General features: G+C 73.1%; 14 protein-coding genes. 6 read left to right on the top strand and 8 right to left on the bottom strand.

Annotated elements, in window-relative coordinates:
- Window positions 1-204 precede the first annotated feature (204 nt).
- A complete protein-coding gene (locus E2C05_RS21870) occupies window positions 205-819 on the bottom strand; it encodes a histidine phosphotransferase family protein (protein WP_133221772.1) in 615 nt (204 codons plus the stop codon).
- Between the two features lie 294 nt (window positions 820-1,113).
- On the opposite strand from E2C05_RS21870, the gene E2C05_RS21875 reads away from it, so the two are divergent.
- From E2C05_RS21875 to E2C05_RS21900, 6 genes are all read left to right on the top strand, one after another.
- Window positions 1,114-1,293, top strand: coding sequence for a DUF3553 domain-containing protein (locus E2C05_RS21875; RefSeq protein WP_192912502.1), 180 nt, complete (start codon window positions 1,114-1,116; stop codon window positions 1,291-1,293).
- A gap of 113 nt (window positions 1,294-1,406) precedes the next feature.
- Window positions 1,407-2,399, top strand: coding sequence for a GTP 3',8-cyclase MoaA (gene moaA, locus E2C05_RS21880; protein WP_133221773.1), 993 nt, complete (start codon window positions 1,407-1,409; stop codon window positions 2,397-2,399).
- Between the two features lie 44 nt (window positions 2,400-2,443).
- Window positions 2,444-2,821: a hypothetical protein gene (locus E2C05_RS21885; protein ID WP_133221774.1), complete on the top strand. Its 378-nt coding sequence runs from the start codon at window positions 2,444-2,446 to the stop codon at window positions 2,819-2,821.
- Between the two features lie 321 nt (window positions 2,822-3,142).
- The gene (locus E2C05_RS21890; RefSeq protein ID WP_133221775.1) at window positions 3,143-4,015 is read left to right on the top strand and encodes a carbon-nitrogen hydrolase family protein; all 873 of its coding nucleotides are present in this window, start codon (window positions 3,143-3,145) and stop codon (window positions 4,013-4,015) included.
- A 41-nt stretch (window positions 4,016-4,056) separates the two neighbouring features.
- Entirely contained in the window at window positions 4,057-4,836 is a 780-nt protein-coding gene (locus E2C05_RS21895; RefSeq protein ID WP_133221784.1) for an NAD kinase, read from the top strand.
- Between the two features lie 8 nt (window positions 4,837-4,844).
- The gene (locus E2C05_RS21900) at window positions 4,845-6,047 is read left to right on the top strand and encodes an MFS transporter (RefSeq protein ID WP_158292294.1); all 1,203 of its coding nucleotides are present in this window, start codon (window positions 4,845-4,847) and stop codon (window positions 6,045-6,047) included.
- 19 nt (window positions 6,048-6,066) lie between these two features.
- Here E2C05_RS21900 and E2C05_RS35185 read toward each other — a convergent pair whose 3' ends face one another.
- The 7 genes from E2C05_RS35185 to E2C05_RS21930 form a co-directional block, all read right to left on the bottom strand.
- Window positions 6,067-6,198 carry a hypothetical protein gene (locus E2C05_RS35185; protein WP_274607319.1) on the bottom strand — a complete coding sequence of 44 codons (132 nt, stop codon included), beginning with the start codon at window positions 6,196-6,198 and terminating at the stop codon, window positions 6,067-6,069.
- Between the two features lie 112 nt (window positions 6,199-6,310).
- Window positions 6,311-7,348 (bottom strand): ABC transporter ATP-binding protein, encoded by a 1,038-nt coding sequence (locus tag E2C05_RS21905; RefSeq protein WP_133221777.1) that lies wholly within the window; start codon window positions 7,346-7,348, stop codon window positions 6,311-6,313.
- Window positions 7,349-7,370: 22 nt separating this feature from the next.
- Entirely contained in the window at window positions 7,371-8,351 is a 981-nt protein-coding gene (locus E2C05_RS21910) for an ABC transporter ATP-binding protein (protein WP_133221778.1), read from the bottom strand.
- Window positions 8,348-9,259, bottom strand: a complete 912-nt coding sequence (locus E2C05_RS21915; RefSeq protein ID WP_133221779.1) for an ABC transporter permease — start codon at window positions 9,257-9,259, stop codon at window positions 8,348-8,350. Before E2C05_RS21915 ends, E2C05_RS21910 begins: the two co-directional genes overlap by 4 nt.
- Window positions 9,256-10,230, bottom strand: a complete 975-nt coding sequence (locus E2C05_RS21920) for an ABC transporter permease (RefSeq protein ID WP_133221780.1) — start codon at window positions 10,228-10,230, stop codon at window positions 9,256-9,258. The genes E2C05_RS21915 and E2C05_RS21920 overlap by 4 nt, the downstream gene beginning before the upstream one ends.
- Complete coding sequence (locus tag E2C05_RS21925) at window positions 10,227-11,840, bottom strand: ABC transporter substrate-binding protein (RefSeq protein ID WP_133221781.1); 1,614 nt, start codon at window positions 11,838-11,840, stop codon at window positions 10,227-10,229. The genes E2C05_RS21920 and E2C05_RS21925 overlap by 4 nt, the downstream gene beginning before the upstream one ends.
- Before the next feature lie 369 nt (window positions 11,841-12,209).
- Entirely contained in the window at window positions 12,210-12,677 is a 468-nt protein-coding gene (locus E2C05_RS21930; RefSeq protein ID WP_133221782.1) for an Lrp/AsnC family transcriptional regulator, read from the bottom strand.
- Window positions 12,678-12,983 lie beyond the last annotated feature (306 nt).

Genomic DNA, 12,983 nt, shown 5'->3' on the forward strand with positions numbered 1-12,983 from the left:
CGGGCCGCACCCGGCCCCCGATGGTGGACCGTCGCGGCCGGTGGCGGCGCCCGCGGTCACCCGCGCGCATCCGCGCGCGCACCGGCCGGGGCGATCGATCATCGGGCAGGGTCAGGCGCCGCCGTCGCGCGCGCCCCGATCCGGCGGCGCCAGGGGCGGAAGGCCGGCGCAGGGCCGGCGTCGATGCGGTGCCGGCGCCGCGGGTCAGCCGGGGGCGAGCAGCAGGGGCGCCGCGCCCTCCCCCGTGCCCTGCGCCAGCGACACGGTCCAGCCGGCCTCGGCCGCCAGCAGCAGCAGGAAGGGCGCCACCACGCGCCGCGGGCCTTCCTGCAGCGCGACCGGCAGGGTGCCGCCGCGCAGCAGCGCCTGCAGGCCGGCCGGCCAGGCGGCATCCCGCCCCTCCGGCCGCACCTCGATCCCGTCCTCCGCCCCGCCGGAGAGCATGACCAGGCCGCCGCGCGGCAGCGCCTCGGCCGCCAGCAGGCCGGCATTCAGCAGCACCGGCACCAGCACGGCCGGCAGCGCCCGCCCGGGGCTCAGCGGGCCGAGGTCGAAGCGCACCCGCGGCGAGGCGGGCGAGGCTTCGAGCAGCCTTGCCAGCGCCGCCGCCTCGGCATCGCCGGTGGTGCCGCCCCAGGCCGCGGCATAGAGCCGCAGCCGGTCCCGCAGCCCCGCCGCCGCCTCCTGCGCCAGGCCGAGCATCTCGTCCTGCGGCCCCTGCACGAGGTCGAGCGTGCCGGTGAGCGTGCCCGTCACGCCCCCCAGGTCATGGCAGAGCCGGGCGGCAAGCAGGCGGGCAAGCTGGGTGTCCATGCGCATCGGCCGGGTCCTGTCGGGCCCCCCGGGGAGAGGAGCCGGGTGGGGGACCGGGGCGGATCAGCGGCCGCGCGGCCATCGCCGCGGGGCACGCCCCCCGGGTACCCCCGCGGGGGAACCCTTCGGGGATGCCGCCGCGGCATGCCGCCCGGCACGCAGGCTGGCGCGACCCGGCCCCGGCTGCGCGGGCGGGCGGCGGCGGGCCCTGGTCCCGACCCCGCCCCGTCCGCGTCGCCTCGCTGTAGTGTCAGAAGCGTTTAGGATCGGTTTCAACCACCAGTAGCACAAGGGGATAGCGTGACCAGCCTCATCGAACCCGGGATGCGCGTGCGCCACCCGGACCGGCCCGACTGGGGCATCGGCCAGGTTCAGTCGGTGGTCGGCGACCGCGTCACCGTGAATTTCGAGCATGCCGGCAAGCTGCTGATCAACGCCGCCCTGGTGGCGCTGGAGACGGTGCCGGAGGAGGAGGGCTGAGCGGCGCGGGGCAGACCCGCGCCGGGCGCCCGGGCCGGGGGGCTTGCGGCGCCCGGGGGTTGCGGACCAAATGCTGCGCAATCGTCAACACAGATCCTCCGGGAATGCCGTCCATGATCGATCCGTTCGGCCGACGGATCTCCTATCTCCGCGTCTCCGTGACCGACCGCTGCGACCTGCGCTGCGTCTACTGCATGGCGGAGGACATGACCTTCCTGCCGAAGCGGGAGGTGCTGACGCTGGAGGAACTCGACCGGCTCTGCGGCGCCTTCATCGGGCTGGGCGTCGAGAAGATCCGCCTGACCGGCGGGGAGCCGCTGGTGCGGAAGAACGTCATCGCCCTGTTCCGCAGCCTGGGCGCCCGGATCGGCGCCGGCGGCCTGAAGGAACTGACGGTCACCACCAACGGCACCCAGCTGACCCACCTGGCCGGGGATCTCCACGCCGCCGGCGTCCGGCGGATCAATGTCTCGCTGGACACGCTGGACCCCGCCGCCTTCAAGGCGGTGACCCGCTGGGGCGACATCGGCAGGACGCTGGACGGCATCTTCGCCGCCAAGGCCGCCGGCCTCGCCATCAAGATCAACGCCGTGGCGCTGAAGGGCGTGAACGAGGGCGAGTACGACCGCATGCTGGCCTGGTGCGGCGAGCACGGCTTCGACCTCTGCCTGATCGAGACCATGCCGATGGGCGAGATCGGCGGCGACCGCACCGACCAGTACCTGCCGTTGTCGCTCGTCCGCTCCCGCCTGCGGGAGCACTGGACGCTGCAGGAGACGGACTACCGCACCGGCGGCCCCGCCCGCTACTACACGGTGAAGGAGACCGGGCGGCGGATCGGCTTCATCACGCCGATGACCCATAATTTCTGCGAAAGCTGCAACCGGGTGCGGCTCACCTGCACCGGAACGCTGTACATGTGCCTGGGCCAGGACGACGCGGCGGATTTCCGCGCCCTGCTGCGCGACCCGTCGGTGGACGACGCCGCCCTGCAGGACGCGATCCGCGCCGCCATCGCCCGCAAGCCGAAGGGCCATGACTTCATCATCGACCGGCGGCATAACCGCCCCTCCGTCGGGCGGCACATGAGCGTGACCGGCGGCTGATCCCTTTCGGGCCCGCCGGGCCCCGCGCAGGAGGTGCCCCGCCCATGGCCCAGTTGCAGGAGCTTGCCGCGAGGCTCGCGATCCCCGGCCTGCCGGACTGGACCGGCCTGGTCGCCCTGCTGCTGCTGCTGCTGGCCGGCCTGGCCTATCTGCTGATGCCCTTCAGCGTCTTCGGGCTGAAGGGCAGGCTCGACAGCATCGAGGCGCAGCTGGACGAGGTGCAGGCGGAAATCCGCAGCCTGTCGCTGCACCTGTCGGGCGCGCCGCGGCGGGCGGCGGCGGATGACTGGGTGGACGTGCCGCAGCGCGGCCGGACCATGGAGGACTCGCCGCGGGTCTCGCCCCCCGTGCCGCCGCCGGCCGCCTGGCCGGAAGGCGGCCGCGGCCGGTCGGAGCCGCGGATCGACTGGCCGGGGCGCTAGTGTCGCCAATCCGAAGTTCGCCGCCACGGGTGGCGTCCTTCGGTCCGGGCCACCAGCCTTTGTCTTCAGTGGCCTGCTGGTCCGCTGCGTCCGCAGCCAGTGGCTGCGAACTTCGTGGGCAGGACACCGGAGCAGATCCCGATCAGGTGGCCTCACCCGGTCGGGTGAAGATGCTCGTAGGATCAGATGACCAGGGCGGCTGCCGTGCGCCATGGCGAACGGCAACCGCTCCGGGGCGGGCGGCAGCGAGAGGCGCTTGGGCGCCCCTTGTGCCCGCCCCACCGAACCGGCTTCATGCCCCGCCGGGGCGGAGGGGCAGCGATGCGCGTCAGCGTCATCCAGATGAACCAGGGCAGCAACAAGGCGGCGAATCTCGACCAGGCGCGTTGCCTGATCGAGGCGGCGGTGGCGGCCGACCGGCCCGGCCTGGTCACCCTGCCGGAGACCTGGACCAACCTGGGCGGTGGGCGGGACAGCCGCATGACCGCCGCCGAGGTGCTGCCGCCCGAGGGCTCCGGCGAGCCCGGCGGCCCGGCCTATGAGCTGCTGCGGGGTCTGGCGCGGGCGCATGGCATCCATGTCCATGGCGGCTCGATGATCGAGGCCGGCGGCGACAAGTTGTTCAACACCACCGTGGTCTTCGACCCCGCCGGGACGGAGATCGCCCGCTACCGCAAGATCCATCTCTTCGACATCACCGGCCCGGACGGCACCGGCTATCGCGAGAGCGCGCTCTATGGCGCCGGCGACCGGCTGGTGACCTTCGAGGCCGGCGGCATCACCTTCGGCTGCAGCATCTGCTACGACATCCGCTTCGCCGAGGAATACCTGGCGCTTCGCCGGCTGGGGGCGGAGGCGATCTTCGTCCCCTCCAACTTCACCCTGCAGACCGGCAAGGACCACTGGGAGGTGCTGCTGCGCGCCCGCGCGATCGAGAGCCAGTGCTGGATCCTCGCCGCCGCGTCCTGGGGGCAGTACGAGGAGCGCGGCGCCGCGCGCTCCGTCTACGGCCATTCGCTGGTCGCCGACCCCTGGGGGCATGTGGTCGCCAAGGTGTCGGACGGCACCGGCTGGGCCACCGCGCGCATCGACCCGGCGGTGACCGCGCGCGTCCGGCGCGACATGCCCGTCCTGCAGCACCGCGACGCGCGGCGCGTGGATTTCGACCGCGACGCGCGGCCCGCCGCGCCGTGAACGACGCCCCTGCGCCGGTCCCCTTCCCGCAGCCCACCGCGCTGGACGCCACCGATTTCCGCGGCCGCATCGCCTTCCACGCCGCCGCGACCGACGTGGCGCGCGCGGCCCGCGGCCGGCTGGTCGCCCGCTACGGCGAGGTGCCGACGGAAGAGGCCGCCGCCATCGTCTCGCTCGGCGGCGATGGCTGCATGCTGGAGACGCAGCATCGCTGGCTGGGCCACAACATCCCGGTCTACGGGATGAATTGCGGCAGCGTCGGCTTCCTGATGAACGAGTTCCGCGAGGACGCGCTGGAGGAACGGCTAGCCGCCGCCCAGGCCGCCGTGCTGCACCCGCTGCGCATGCGCGCCAGCACCGAGATCGGCGGCGTCGCCGAGGCGCTGGCGATCAACGAGGTGTCCCTGCTGCGGGAGACGCGGCAGGCCGCCAAGGTGCGCATCCTGGTGGACGGCAAGGTCCGCCTGCCGGAACTGATCTGCGACGGCGTGCTGGTGGCGACGCCGGCCGGCAGCACCGCCTACAACCTCTCGGCCCATGGCCCGATCGTGCCGCTGGGCGCCAACCTGATGCCGCTGACGCCGATCTCCGCCTTCCGCCCCCGCCGCTGGCGCGGCGCCCTGCTGCCGGGGGAGGCCGAGGTGGTGTTCGAGATCCTGGAAGCGGGCAAGCGCCCCGTCGCCGCCGTCGCCGACTACACGGAGGTGCGCGACGTCCGCCGCGTCGAGGTGCGGGAGGACCGCAGCGTGTCCCTCACCCTGCTCTTCGACCCCGACCACGGCCTCTCCGAGCGGATCATCGCGGAACAATTCACCGTCTGACGGCCGCCGTGAGCCGCGCCGCCGACACCCGCCTGCTGGTCTGCATCGCCATCGGCCAGGCGATCGGCTGGGGCACGCTGTTCTCGGTCTTCCCGCTGTTCGGCGCGCCGATGGAGGCGGAGCTCGGCTGGACGCGGACCGAGATCAATGCCGGGCTGACCCTGGCGCTGCTGGTCTCGGGCCTCGCCGCCGTGCCGGTGGGGCAGCATGTGGACCGGCATGGCGGGCGGCGCATCCTCGCCTGGGGCGCCTGGCTCGGCGCCGCGCTGCTGGCGGCCTGGGCCTGCACGACCAGCCTCGCGCTCTACTGGGGCATCTGGGCGGTCATGGGCCTGGCGCAGGCGGCGGCGCTCTGGGGGCCGGCCATGGCGGTGGTGGTCGCCACCGCCCGCGACCCGAACCGCACCATCGCCGGCATCACCTTCGTCACCGGCTTCACCGGCACGGTCTTCGTCCCGCTCGGCGCCGCCTTGATCGCCTGGCTGGGCTGGCGCGACGCGCTGCTGGCGCTGGCGGCGATGCAGGTCATCCCCGGCCTGCTGGCGCTCTGGCTGCTGCCGCAGCCGCCGCCGCGCCCGCCCGGCGCCGCCCGCGCGCCCTTCGACCTGCGCGCGGCGGTGCGGCGGCCGGCCTTCCTCGGCCTCGCCGCCTGCTTCGCCGCGCATGCCTTCATCGGCATCGGCCTCGGCGCCCATGCCATCCCGCTGCTGCGCGAACGCGGCCTGCCGGAAGCCACCGTGCTGCTGGTGGTCGCGCTGCACGGGCCCTTCCAGGTGGCGGCCCGGCTGGCGCTGTTCTCGCTCGGCCGCCGCGTCACCATGCGCGGCGTCGGCCGCCTGGCCACCGCGCTGACGCCCTTCGGCATGCTGGTCCTGGCGCTGGCGCCGCCCGACCTCGGCTGGCTGGTGCTCTACGCGCTGTGCTGGGCGGTGGCGGACGGGCTGATGACCATCGTCCGCGCCGCCGGCACGGCGGAGATCCTGGGGCGGGAGGGCTATGGCGCCATCACCGGCGCGCTCAGCGTCGCCACGGTGCTGCCACGCACCGCCGCGCCGGTGCTGATCGCGCTGATCTGGGAAGGCGCCGGCGGCTACGGGCCGGTGCCCTGGCTGCTGACGGGGCTCGCGGTGCTGGGGGCGGCGGCCTTCCTGGCAGCCGCGGATGCGAGGGGGACGCCGTCCCCCTCGCGCTCCCCCGGCCAGGGGCCGTAGGGCCCTTGGACGTCCCGGGTCAGCGCACCACGCCCCAATAGCCGCGCAGGTCGCCGCCGATGCCCACCCTGGGGGGCGACGGCACCGGGTCGGCCACCGGCATCGGCCGCGTGCAGGCCGCCAGCGCCAGCACCACCAGCAGCCATCTCATCGCAGCCGCGCATCCTCGCGCAGCGTGCCGCCCGCGGCGCCGCCGACATAGGGGCCGCTGACCCCGCCGCCGGCACAGCCGGCCAGCAGCAGCAATACGACCAGCCAGCGCATCACGTCGCCTCGTTCAGGTGGCAGGCGCTGCGATGGCCGGGCGCGACCTCCCGCAGCGCCGGCCGCTCCGCCCGGCAGCGGTCGAAGGCCAGCGGGCAGCGCGGATGGAAATGGCAGCCGGAAGGCGGGGCCAGCGGCGACGGGATCTCCCCCTTCACCCCGGCGAAGGCGCGCTTGCGCGCCTCGATCCGCGGCACCTCCGCCAGCAGCGCGCGGGTATAGGGGTGGTTGGGATGGCGGAACACCTCCTCCGCCGGCGCCTCCTCCACCGCCCGGCCGAGATACATGATCACCACCCGGTCGCTCAGGTGCTCGACCACGCCGAGGTCGTGCGAGATGAAGAGGTAGGTGAGGTCCAGCTCCATCCGCAGCTTCATGAAGAGATTCAGGATCTGCGCCTGGATGGAGACGTCGAGCGCCGCCACCGCCTCGTCGCAGACCAGGAAATCGGGCTGCACCGCCAGCGCCCGGGCAATGCCGATGCGCTGCCGCTGGCCGCCGCTGAACTGGTGCGGGTAGCGCTTCTTCAGGGTGGGATCGAGCCCGGCGCGGCGGAGCTGGTCGTCCACATAGCTGTCGACCCCGGCGCGGGTGACCAGCCCATGCACCAGCGGCGCCTCGCCGACGATCTCCTGCACCTTCAGCCGCGGGTTGAGCGAGGCATAGGGATCCTGGAAGATCATCTGCGTCCGCAGCTTGGCCTCGCGCGACGCGGCGCCCGACAGGCCGCGCAGATCCTGGCCGCGCCACAGCACCGTGCCCTCGCTGGGCGGCAGGATGCCGGCGACCATGCGGCCGAGCGTGGACTTGCCGCAGCCGCTCTCGCCGACCAGCCCGACCACCTCCCCCTTGCGGATGGACAGGTCCACGCCGTCGACGGCATGCACCGCATCCTCCCGCACCCGGGCGCCCAGCCGCTTCGCCAGCCGGGCGGCGATGTCGAGCCTGGAGGCGAAGCGCTTCGACAGGCCGCGCAATTCGATGATCGGCGCGGCGGCCTGCGCCGCGGCGCGCGGCGGGTCCATCAGGTCGCTCATCGGCGCGCCTCCGGCAGGACGCTCATGCCGCCAGCGCCTCGCCATGCGGGTGGATGCAGCGCGCGAGGCGCCCCGGCGCATGCTCGGCCATCGGCGGCGGCTCGGCGCAGCGTGCCTCGGCGCGCGGGCAGCGGGCGCGGAAGGCGCAGCCGGCCGGCAGGTTGAGCATGGAGGGCGTCATGCCGGGGATCTGCCGCAGCGGCTCCCCCCGTCGGTTGCGGCTGGGCACGCTGCCGATCAGGCCGAGGGTGTAGGGATGCAGCGGCGCGTCCAGCACCTGCTCCACCGGCCCCTGCTCCACCACCTTGCCGGCATACATCACCGCGATGTCGTCGGCGAGGCCCGCGACCACCGAGAGGTCATGCGTGATCCAGATCAGCGCCGTGCCCGACTGCGCGCAGAGCTTCTGCGCCTCCGCCAGGATCTGCCCCTGGATCGTCACGTCGAGCGCGGTGGTGGGTTCATCGGCCACGATCAGGTCCGGCTTGTGCAGCAGGGCGATGGCGATGGCGACCCGCTGGCGCATGCCGCCGGAGAACTGGTGCGGGTAGGCGCGCAGACGCTCGTCCGGGCTGGGGATGCCCACCTGGCCCAGCGCGTCGCGGGCGCGCTGCCGCGCCTCCTCCCGGCTCACCTTCTGATGCGCCTGCACCGTCTCGATCATCTGCGTGTCGATGCGCAGGACCGGGTTCAGCGTCATCATCGGGTCCTGGAAGATCATCGCGATGCGGTTGCCGCGCAGCCTGCGCATGGCCGCATCGGGCAGCCCGACCAGGTCCTGGCCCTGGAACAGGATCCGCCCGCCGGCGATCCGCCCCGGCGCATCCACCAGGCCAAGGATGGAGAAGCCGGTCACGGTCTTGCCCGACCCGCTCTCCCCCACCAAGCCCAGCACCTTGCCGCGGGCGACGGTGAAGGAGACGTCGTCGACCGCCTTCACCACGCCGGCGCGGGTGAAGAAATGCGTCCGCAGGTTGCGGACCTCGAGCGTCGGGGGGCTCACCGCTTCAGCCTCGGGTTCAGCACGTCCCGCAACTGGTCGCCGACCAGGTTGATGGCGACGATGGTAACCAGCAGCGCCACGCCGGGATAGAAGCTGATCCAGTACTTCCCGCTGAGCATGTATTCGTAGCCGTTCGAGATCAGCAGGCCGAGCGAGGGCTCGGTGATCGGCACGCCGAGGCCGAGGAAGGACAGCGTCGCCTCCAGCGCGATGGCGCGGGCGATCTGCATGGTGCCGACGACGATCAGCGGCGGCAGGCAGTTCGGCAGCAGGTGGCGGAAGATGATGCGGTGCGTCGGCAGGGCGAGGCACTGCGCCGCCTCGATATACTCGCGCCTTCGCTCGACCAGCGCCGTGCCGCGCACCGTCCGGGCGTAATAGGCCCATTCGACGACGACGATGGCGATGACCACGTTCAGCACGCCCTTGCCGAGGAAGGCGAGGATCATCAGCGCCGCGAGGATCGCCGGGAAGGAGAGCTGCAGGTCCACCACCCGCATGATGGCGCTGTCGGTCCGCCCGCCGGCATAGGCCGCGAGCATGCCGAGCGAGGCGCCGACCGCGCAGGCGATGATGGCCGAGCCGGCGCCGACCAGCAGGGAGGTGCGCAGCCCGTACATGATGGCGGCCAGCATGTCCCGCCCCTGGTCGTCCGTGCCGAGCCAGTGGAGGATGCCGGTGGCGCCGACCGCGCCCGGTTCCAGCCGCCCGTCCATGATGTCGAGCTGGGCGAGGTCGTAGGGATCCTGCGGCGCGATCCAGGGCGCCAGCACCGCCACGGCGGCGATGACGGCGAAAACCAGCAGCCCGCCGAGCGCGAGGCGGGAGGCGGCGAATTCCGAGACGAAGCGGGCGAAGGGCGTCTCCACCCGCGGCGCGGCAGCCGGACCGGCCGTGGTGCTGCTCATGCCTTGCCCTCCAGCCGGACGCGCGGATCGAGCAGGGAATAGGTGATGTCGACCACCAGGTTGATGGTCACGAACATCAGCACGATGACCATCAGGTAGGCCACCATCACCGGCCGGTCGAGCACGTTGATGCTGTCGATGATCAGCTTGCCCATCCCCGGCCAGGCGAAGACGCTTTCCGTCACCACGGAAAAGGCGATGGTCCCGCCGAATTCCAGCCCCACCACCGTCACGACCGGGATCAGGATGTTCTTGAAGACATGCACCAGGGTGATGCGCGCCGGGCTCAGCCCCTTGGCGCGGGCGAATTTCACGTAGTCCATCAGCATCGCCTCCCGCACCCCGGCGCGGGTCAGGCGGATCACCAGGCTGATCTTGAACAGGGACAGGTTGATGGCCGGCATGATCATGTGGGCGATGCCGTCGCCGGTCAGGAAGCTCCAGCGCATGCCCAGCACCGTCACCGTCTCGCCGCGGCCGGTGCTGGGCAGCCAGCCGAGCTGCACCGCGAACACCATGATGAGCATCAGCCCGACCCAGAAGGTCGGCAGCGAGAAGCCGAGGATGCTGCCCGCCATGATGCCCTTCGCGAGCGGCGCGTTCGGCCGCAGCCCGGCATAGAGGCCGAGCGGCAGGCCGATCACCAGCGCCGCGACCGTCGCGCCGATCGCCAGTTCCAGCGTCGCCGGCATCCGGTCCAGGATCAGCCGCAGCGCCGGCTCGTTGAAGACGAAGCTGCGGCCCAGGTCGCCCTGCAGCGCATTGCCCAGGAAGACCAGGTATTGCCGCCAGATCGGCAGGTCGAGCCCGAGGGCGCGCACCGCCCGCTCCCGCTCCTGCTGGTCGGCCTCGGGGCTGATCAGGATCTCGACCGGGTCGCCGATGGCGTAGACGCCCAGGAAGACCAGCAGCGACATGGCCAGCACCACGCCCGCCGCCTGCAGCAGCCGCCGCAGCAGGAAGACCGTCATCGCACGGCGCCGGCGGCGGCCGGGCGGACATCCTGCGCCCGGGTCAGCTCGTCGGCCCGGGCATCGATCGCCAGCCCGCGGCGCATCGCCCAGGCATTCTTCTGGATGTGCAGCGGGATGATCGCCACATCCTCGAAGGCGATGCGGGTCGCCTGCTGCAGCAGCGCCTCCCGCCGCGCATCGTCCAGCGTGCGCATCGCCGTCTCCACCACCCGGTCCAGCTCCGGGTTGGCGTAGCGGCCGCGGTTGGACGCGCCATAGCCCTTGTCCCGGTCGAAGCCGGCGACGAGGTTGCGCAGCGGGTTCGACGCCTCGCCCGAACTCGACCCCCAGCCGATCAGGAAGGCGGACAGGTCCTGCCGGCCGGCGCGGGCGACGAAGGTCGTCCAGGGCGATGCCTCGACCGTGGTGCGGATCCCGGCGCGCGTCCACATCTGGCCGATCGCCTGGATGATGCGGGCATCGTTCGGGTAGCGGTCGTTCGGCCCGTGCAGGGTGATGCGGAAGCCCTGCGGGAAGCCGGCCTCGGCCAGCAGGCGCTTCGCCGCCTCGGCCTCCGCCCGCGGCACCGGCAGGTCCGGCACCCAGCCGAAGCTGCCCTCGGGCAGGAACTGCCCGGCCGGGATGGCGGCGCCTTCCATCACCCGTTCGGTGATGGCGCCGCGATCGATGGCGAGCGAGAGGGCGCGCCGCACCCGCGCATCCTTCAGCGGGTTGCGCGGCAGCGGCTTGCCGTCATTGTCCGTGACGAAGGGCGAGGCGTCGGTCCGCGCATGGTCGAGGCCGAGGAAGATCAGCCGCAGCCCCGTCACCTCGGCCAGCGTCAGGCGCTGGTCGCCGCGCAATTTCGCCAGGTCGCTGGTCGGCACCTGGTCGATCACCTCGACATCGCCGGCCAGCAGCGCGGCCGTGCGGGCGGCATCGTTGGTGACCATGCGGTAGGCCACGCGCTGCCAGTGCGGCCGGTCGCCCCAATAGGCGTCGTTGCGCTCGAACTCGATCCGCTCGCCATTGCGGTGGGTGACCATGCGGAAGGGACCCGTGCCCACCGCCATGGCGCCCGCATTGAAGCCTTCCGTCGTCGCCGCCGCATGCGTCTCCTGGTCCAGGATCATCACATTGGCCAAGTCGGTCGGCAGCAGCGGCCAGGGCGCGGCGGTGCGCAGCCGCAGGGTGTGGTCGTCGACGATCTGCACCTCCCGGATCGGGCGGGTGTAGATGGCGTAGGAGGAGGGCGAGTTCGGCACGTTCGGGACGCGCTGGAAGGTGAAGGCCACGTCCGCGGCGGTCAGGGCGCTGCCGTTGTGGAAGCGCACGCCGCGGCGCAGCCGGAACTCCCAGGTGGTCTCGTCCACCGCCGTCCAGCCCTCGGCCAGGCCGGGGACGACGCGGGCGCGGGCATCGGTGCCGGTCAGCCCGTCGAACACCATCTGCGCCACGGCGGTGTTGGGCGACAATTGGTGGTAGTGGGGATCCAGCGAGGTGACCGGCGCGCCCACCGCCATGGTCAGGCTCTGCGCCGCCGCGCCGCCGGCCGGCGGCAGCGCCCCGGCCAGGGACGCCCATGCCAACAGCAAGGCGCCCCGCGCCGCCCGAACGCTCCGTCCCATCCTCGCCTCCCGTTCGTGCGGTTTCCCGGACGCGGCCGCGGATCGCTCCCAGGCCCGGATGCGATCCGCCGATGCCCATGCGGGCGGCAGCGGCATCACGCTCCCGGCCCGGTCACGGCGCGCCATGCTCCGCTCTAGCAGTCCGGCCATGCCGCTTCCAGGCACGCGGGCGTGGCGGTTGCGGGCCGCTCGCCCGGCCCTGCCCGATCCCGAGGCAGATGCGCGATGCGGCGCGGCGGCGGGAAGCAGTCGGTCCGCGCCGGCGCGGCGCCATGGCAGCCCGCCCCCCGCCCGGCCCGGCGCGGGACCGCCAGCCGCAGCCGGCGGGGCGGCATCGCCGGACGGACCGGCGCGGCCGGATGCGGCGCGCTATTCCTCGGGGTCGGCCGGGGCGACGGGCAGGATGGAGGTTTCCTTCACCGTGGCGATGGCCAGGATCACCTCCACCCGCTGCACGCCCGGCAGGCAGCGCAATTCCTCGTTCAAGAAGGTGTCCAGCGCCGGCAGGTCCGGCAGCCGCAGCTTCAGCAGATAGGTCCAGGCGCCGGTGACGGCATGGCATTCCAGCACCGCCTCCTGCCGCCGCATCGCCTTGCGGAAGCCGGCATCCTCCCGCCCCGGGGCGACGGCGGCCAGCACATGCACCAGCAGCGGGCAGCCGGCCTGGGCGGGGTCGAGATCGGCGCGCCAGCCGCGGATGACGCCGCGTTCCTCCAGCCGCTTCACCCGCTCGGCCGTGGCGGAGACGGACAGGCCGGCGACCTTGGCCAGTTCCGCCAGCCCCGCGCTGCCATCCAACTGCAGGGCGACGGTCAGGTTCCGGTCGATCTCGTCCATGGCGCCAAGCCTAGCGCGCCGGCGCTTGGGCTGGAAACCACCTGGCCCGGCGCCGCGCCATTGATCATTGCGTAATACGGCATGGTTACAGCCACGCCATGCCGGATGATCCGGTCGGCCGGCCGGGCCAGGCCAGCCCGGACGATCCCAGAAGGATGACCGCATGATCCTCCCCCGCGCCGGGGCCGCCGCGCCGCGTGATCGCCCGGGCCGGGCCCGCCGCCTGATCGGCCTGCTGACCGCGCCGGCGCTGCCCGGCCTGGCGACGCCGCCACCGGCACCGGCGCAGCCGGCACCGCCGGCGGA

This window comes from Paracraurococcus ruber (assembly GCF_004353985.1).
Classification (GTDB): domain Bacteria; phylum Pseudomonadota; class Alphaproteobacteria; order Acetobacterales; family Acetobacteraceae; genus Paracraurococcus; species Paracraurococcus ruber.

Coding starts and splice junctions, on each gene's coding strand:
- E2C05_RS21920 (WP_133221780.1), bottom strand. CDS start 10,230: ATGACGGTCTTCCTGCTGCGGCGGCTGCTGCAGGCGGCGGGCGTGGTG.
- E2C05_RS21925 (WP_133221781.1), bottom strand. CDS start 11,840: ATGGGACGGAGCGTTCGGGCGGCGCGGGGCGCCTTGCTGTTGGCATGG.
- moaA (WP_133221773.1), top strand. CDS start 1,407: ATGATCGATCCGTTCGGCCGACGGATCTCCTATCTCCGCGTCTCCGTG.
- E2C05_RS21890 (WP_133221775.1), top strand. CDS start 3,143: ATGCGCGTCAGCGTCATCCAGATGAACCAGGGCAGCAACAAGGCGGCG.
- E2C05_RS21885 (WP_133221774.1), top strand. CDS start 2,444: ATGGCCCAGTTGCAGGAGCTTGCCGCGAGGCTCGCGATCCCCGGCCTG.
- E2C05_RS35185 (WP_274607319.1), bottom strand. CDS start 6,198: ATGAGATGGCTGCTGGTGGTGCTGGCGCTGGCGGCCTGCACGCGGCCG.
- E2C05_RS21905 (WP_133221777.1), bottom strand. CDS start 7,348: ATGAGCGACCTGATGGACCCGCCGCGCGCCGCGGCGCAGGCCGCCGCG.
- E2C05_RS21930 (WP_133221782.1), bottom strand. CDS start 12,677: ATGGACGAGATCGACCGGAACCTGACCGTCGCCCTGCAGTTGGATGGC.
- E2C05_RS21915 (WP_133221779.1), bottom strand. CDS start 9,259: ATGAGCAGCACCACGGCCGGTCCGGCTGCCGCGCCGCGGGTGGAGACG.
- E2C05_RS21870 (WP_133221772.1), bottom strand. CDS start 819: ATGCGCATGGACACCCAGCTTGCCCGCCTGCTTGCCGCCCGGCTCTGC.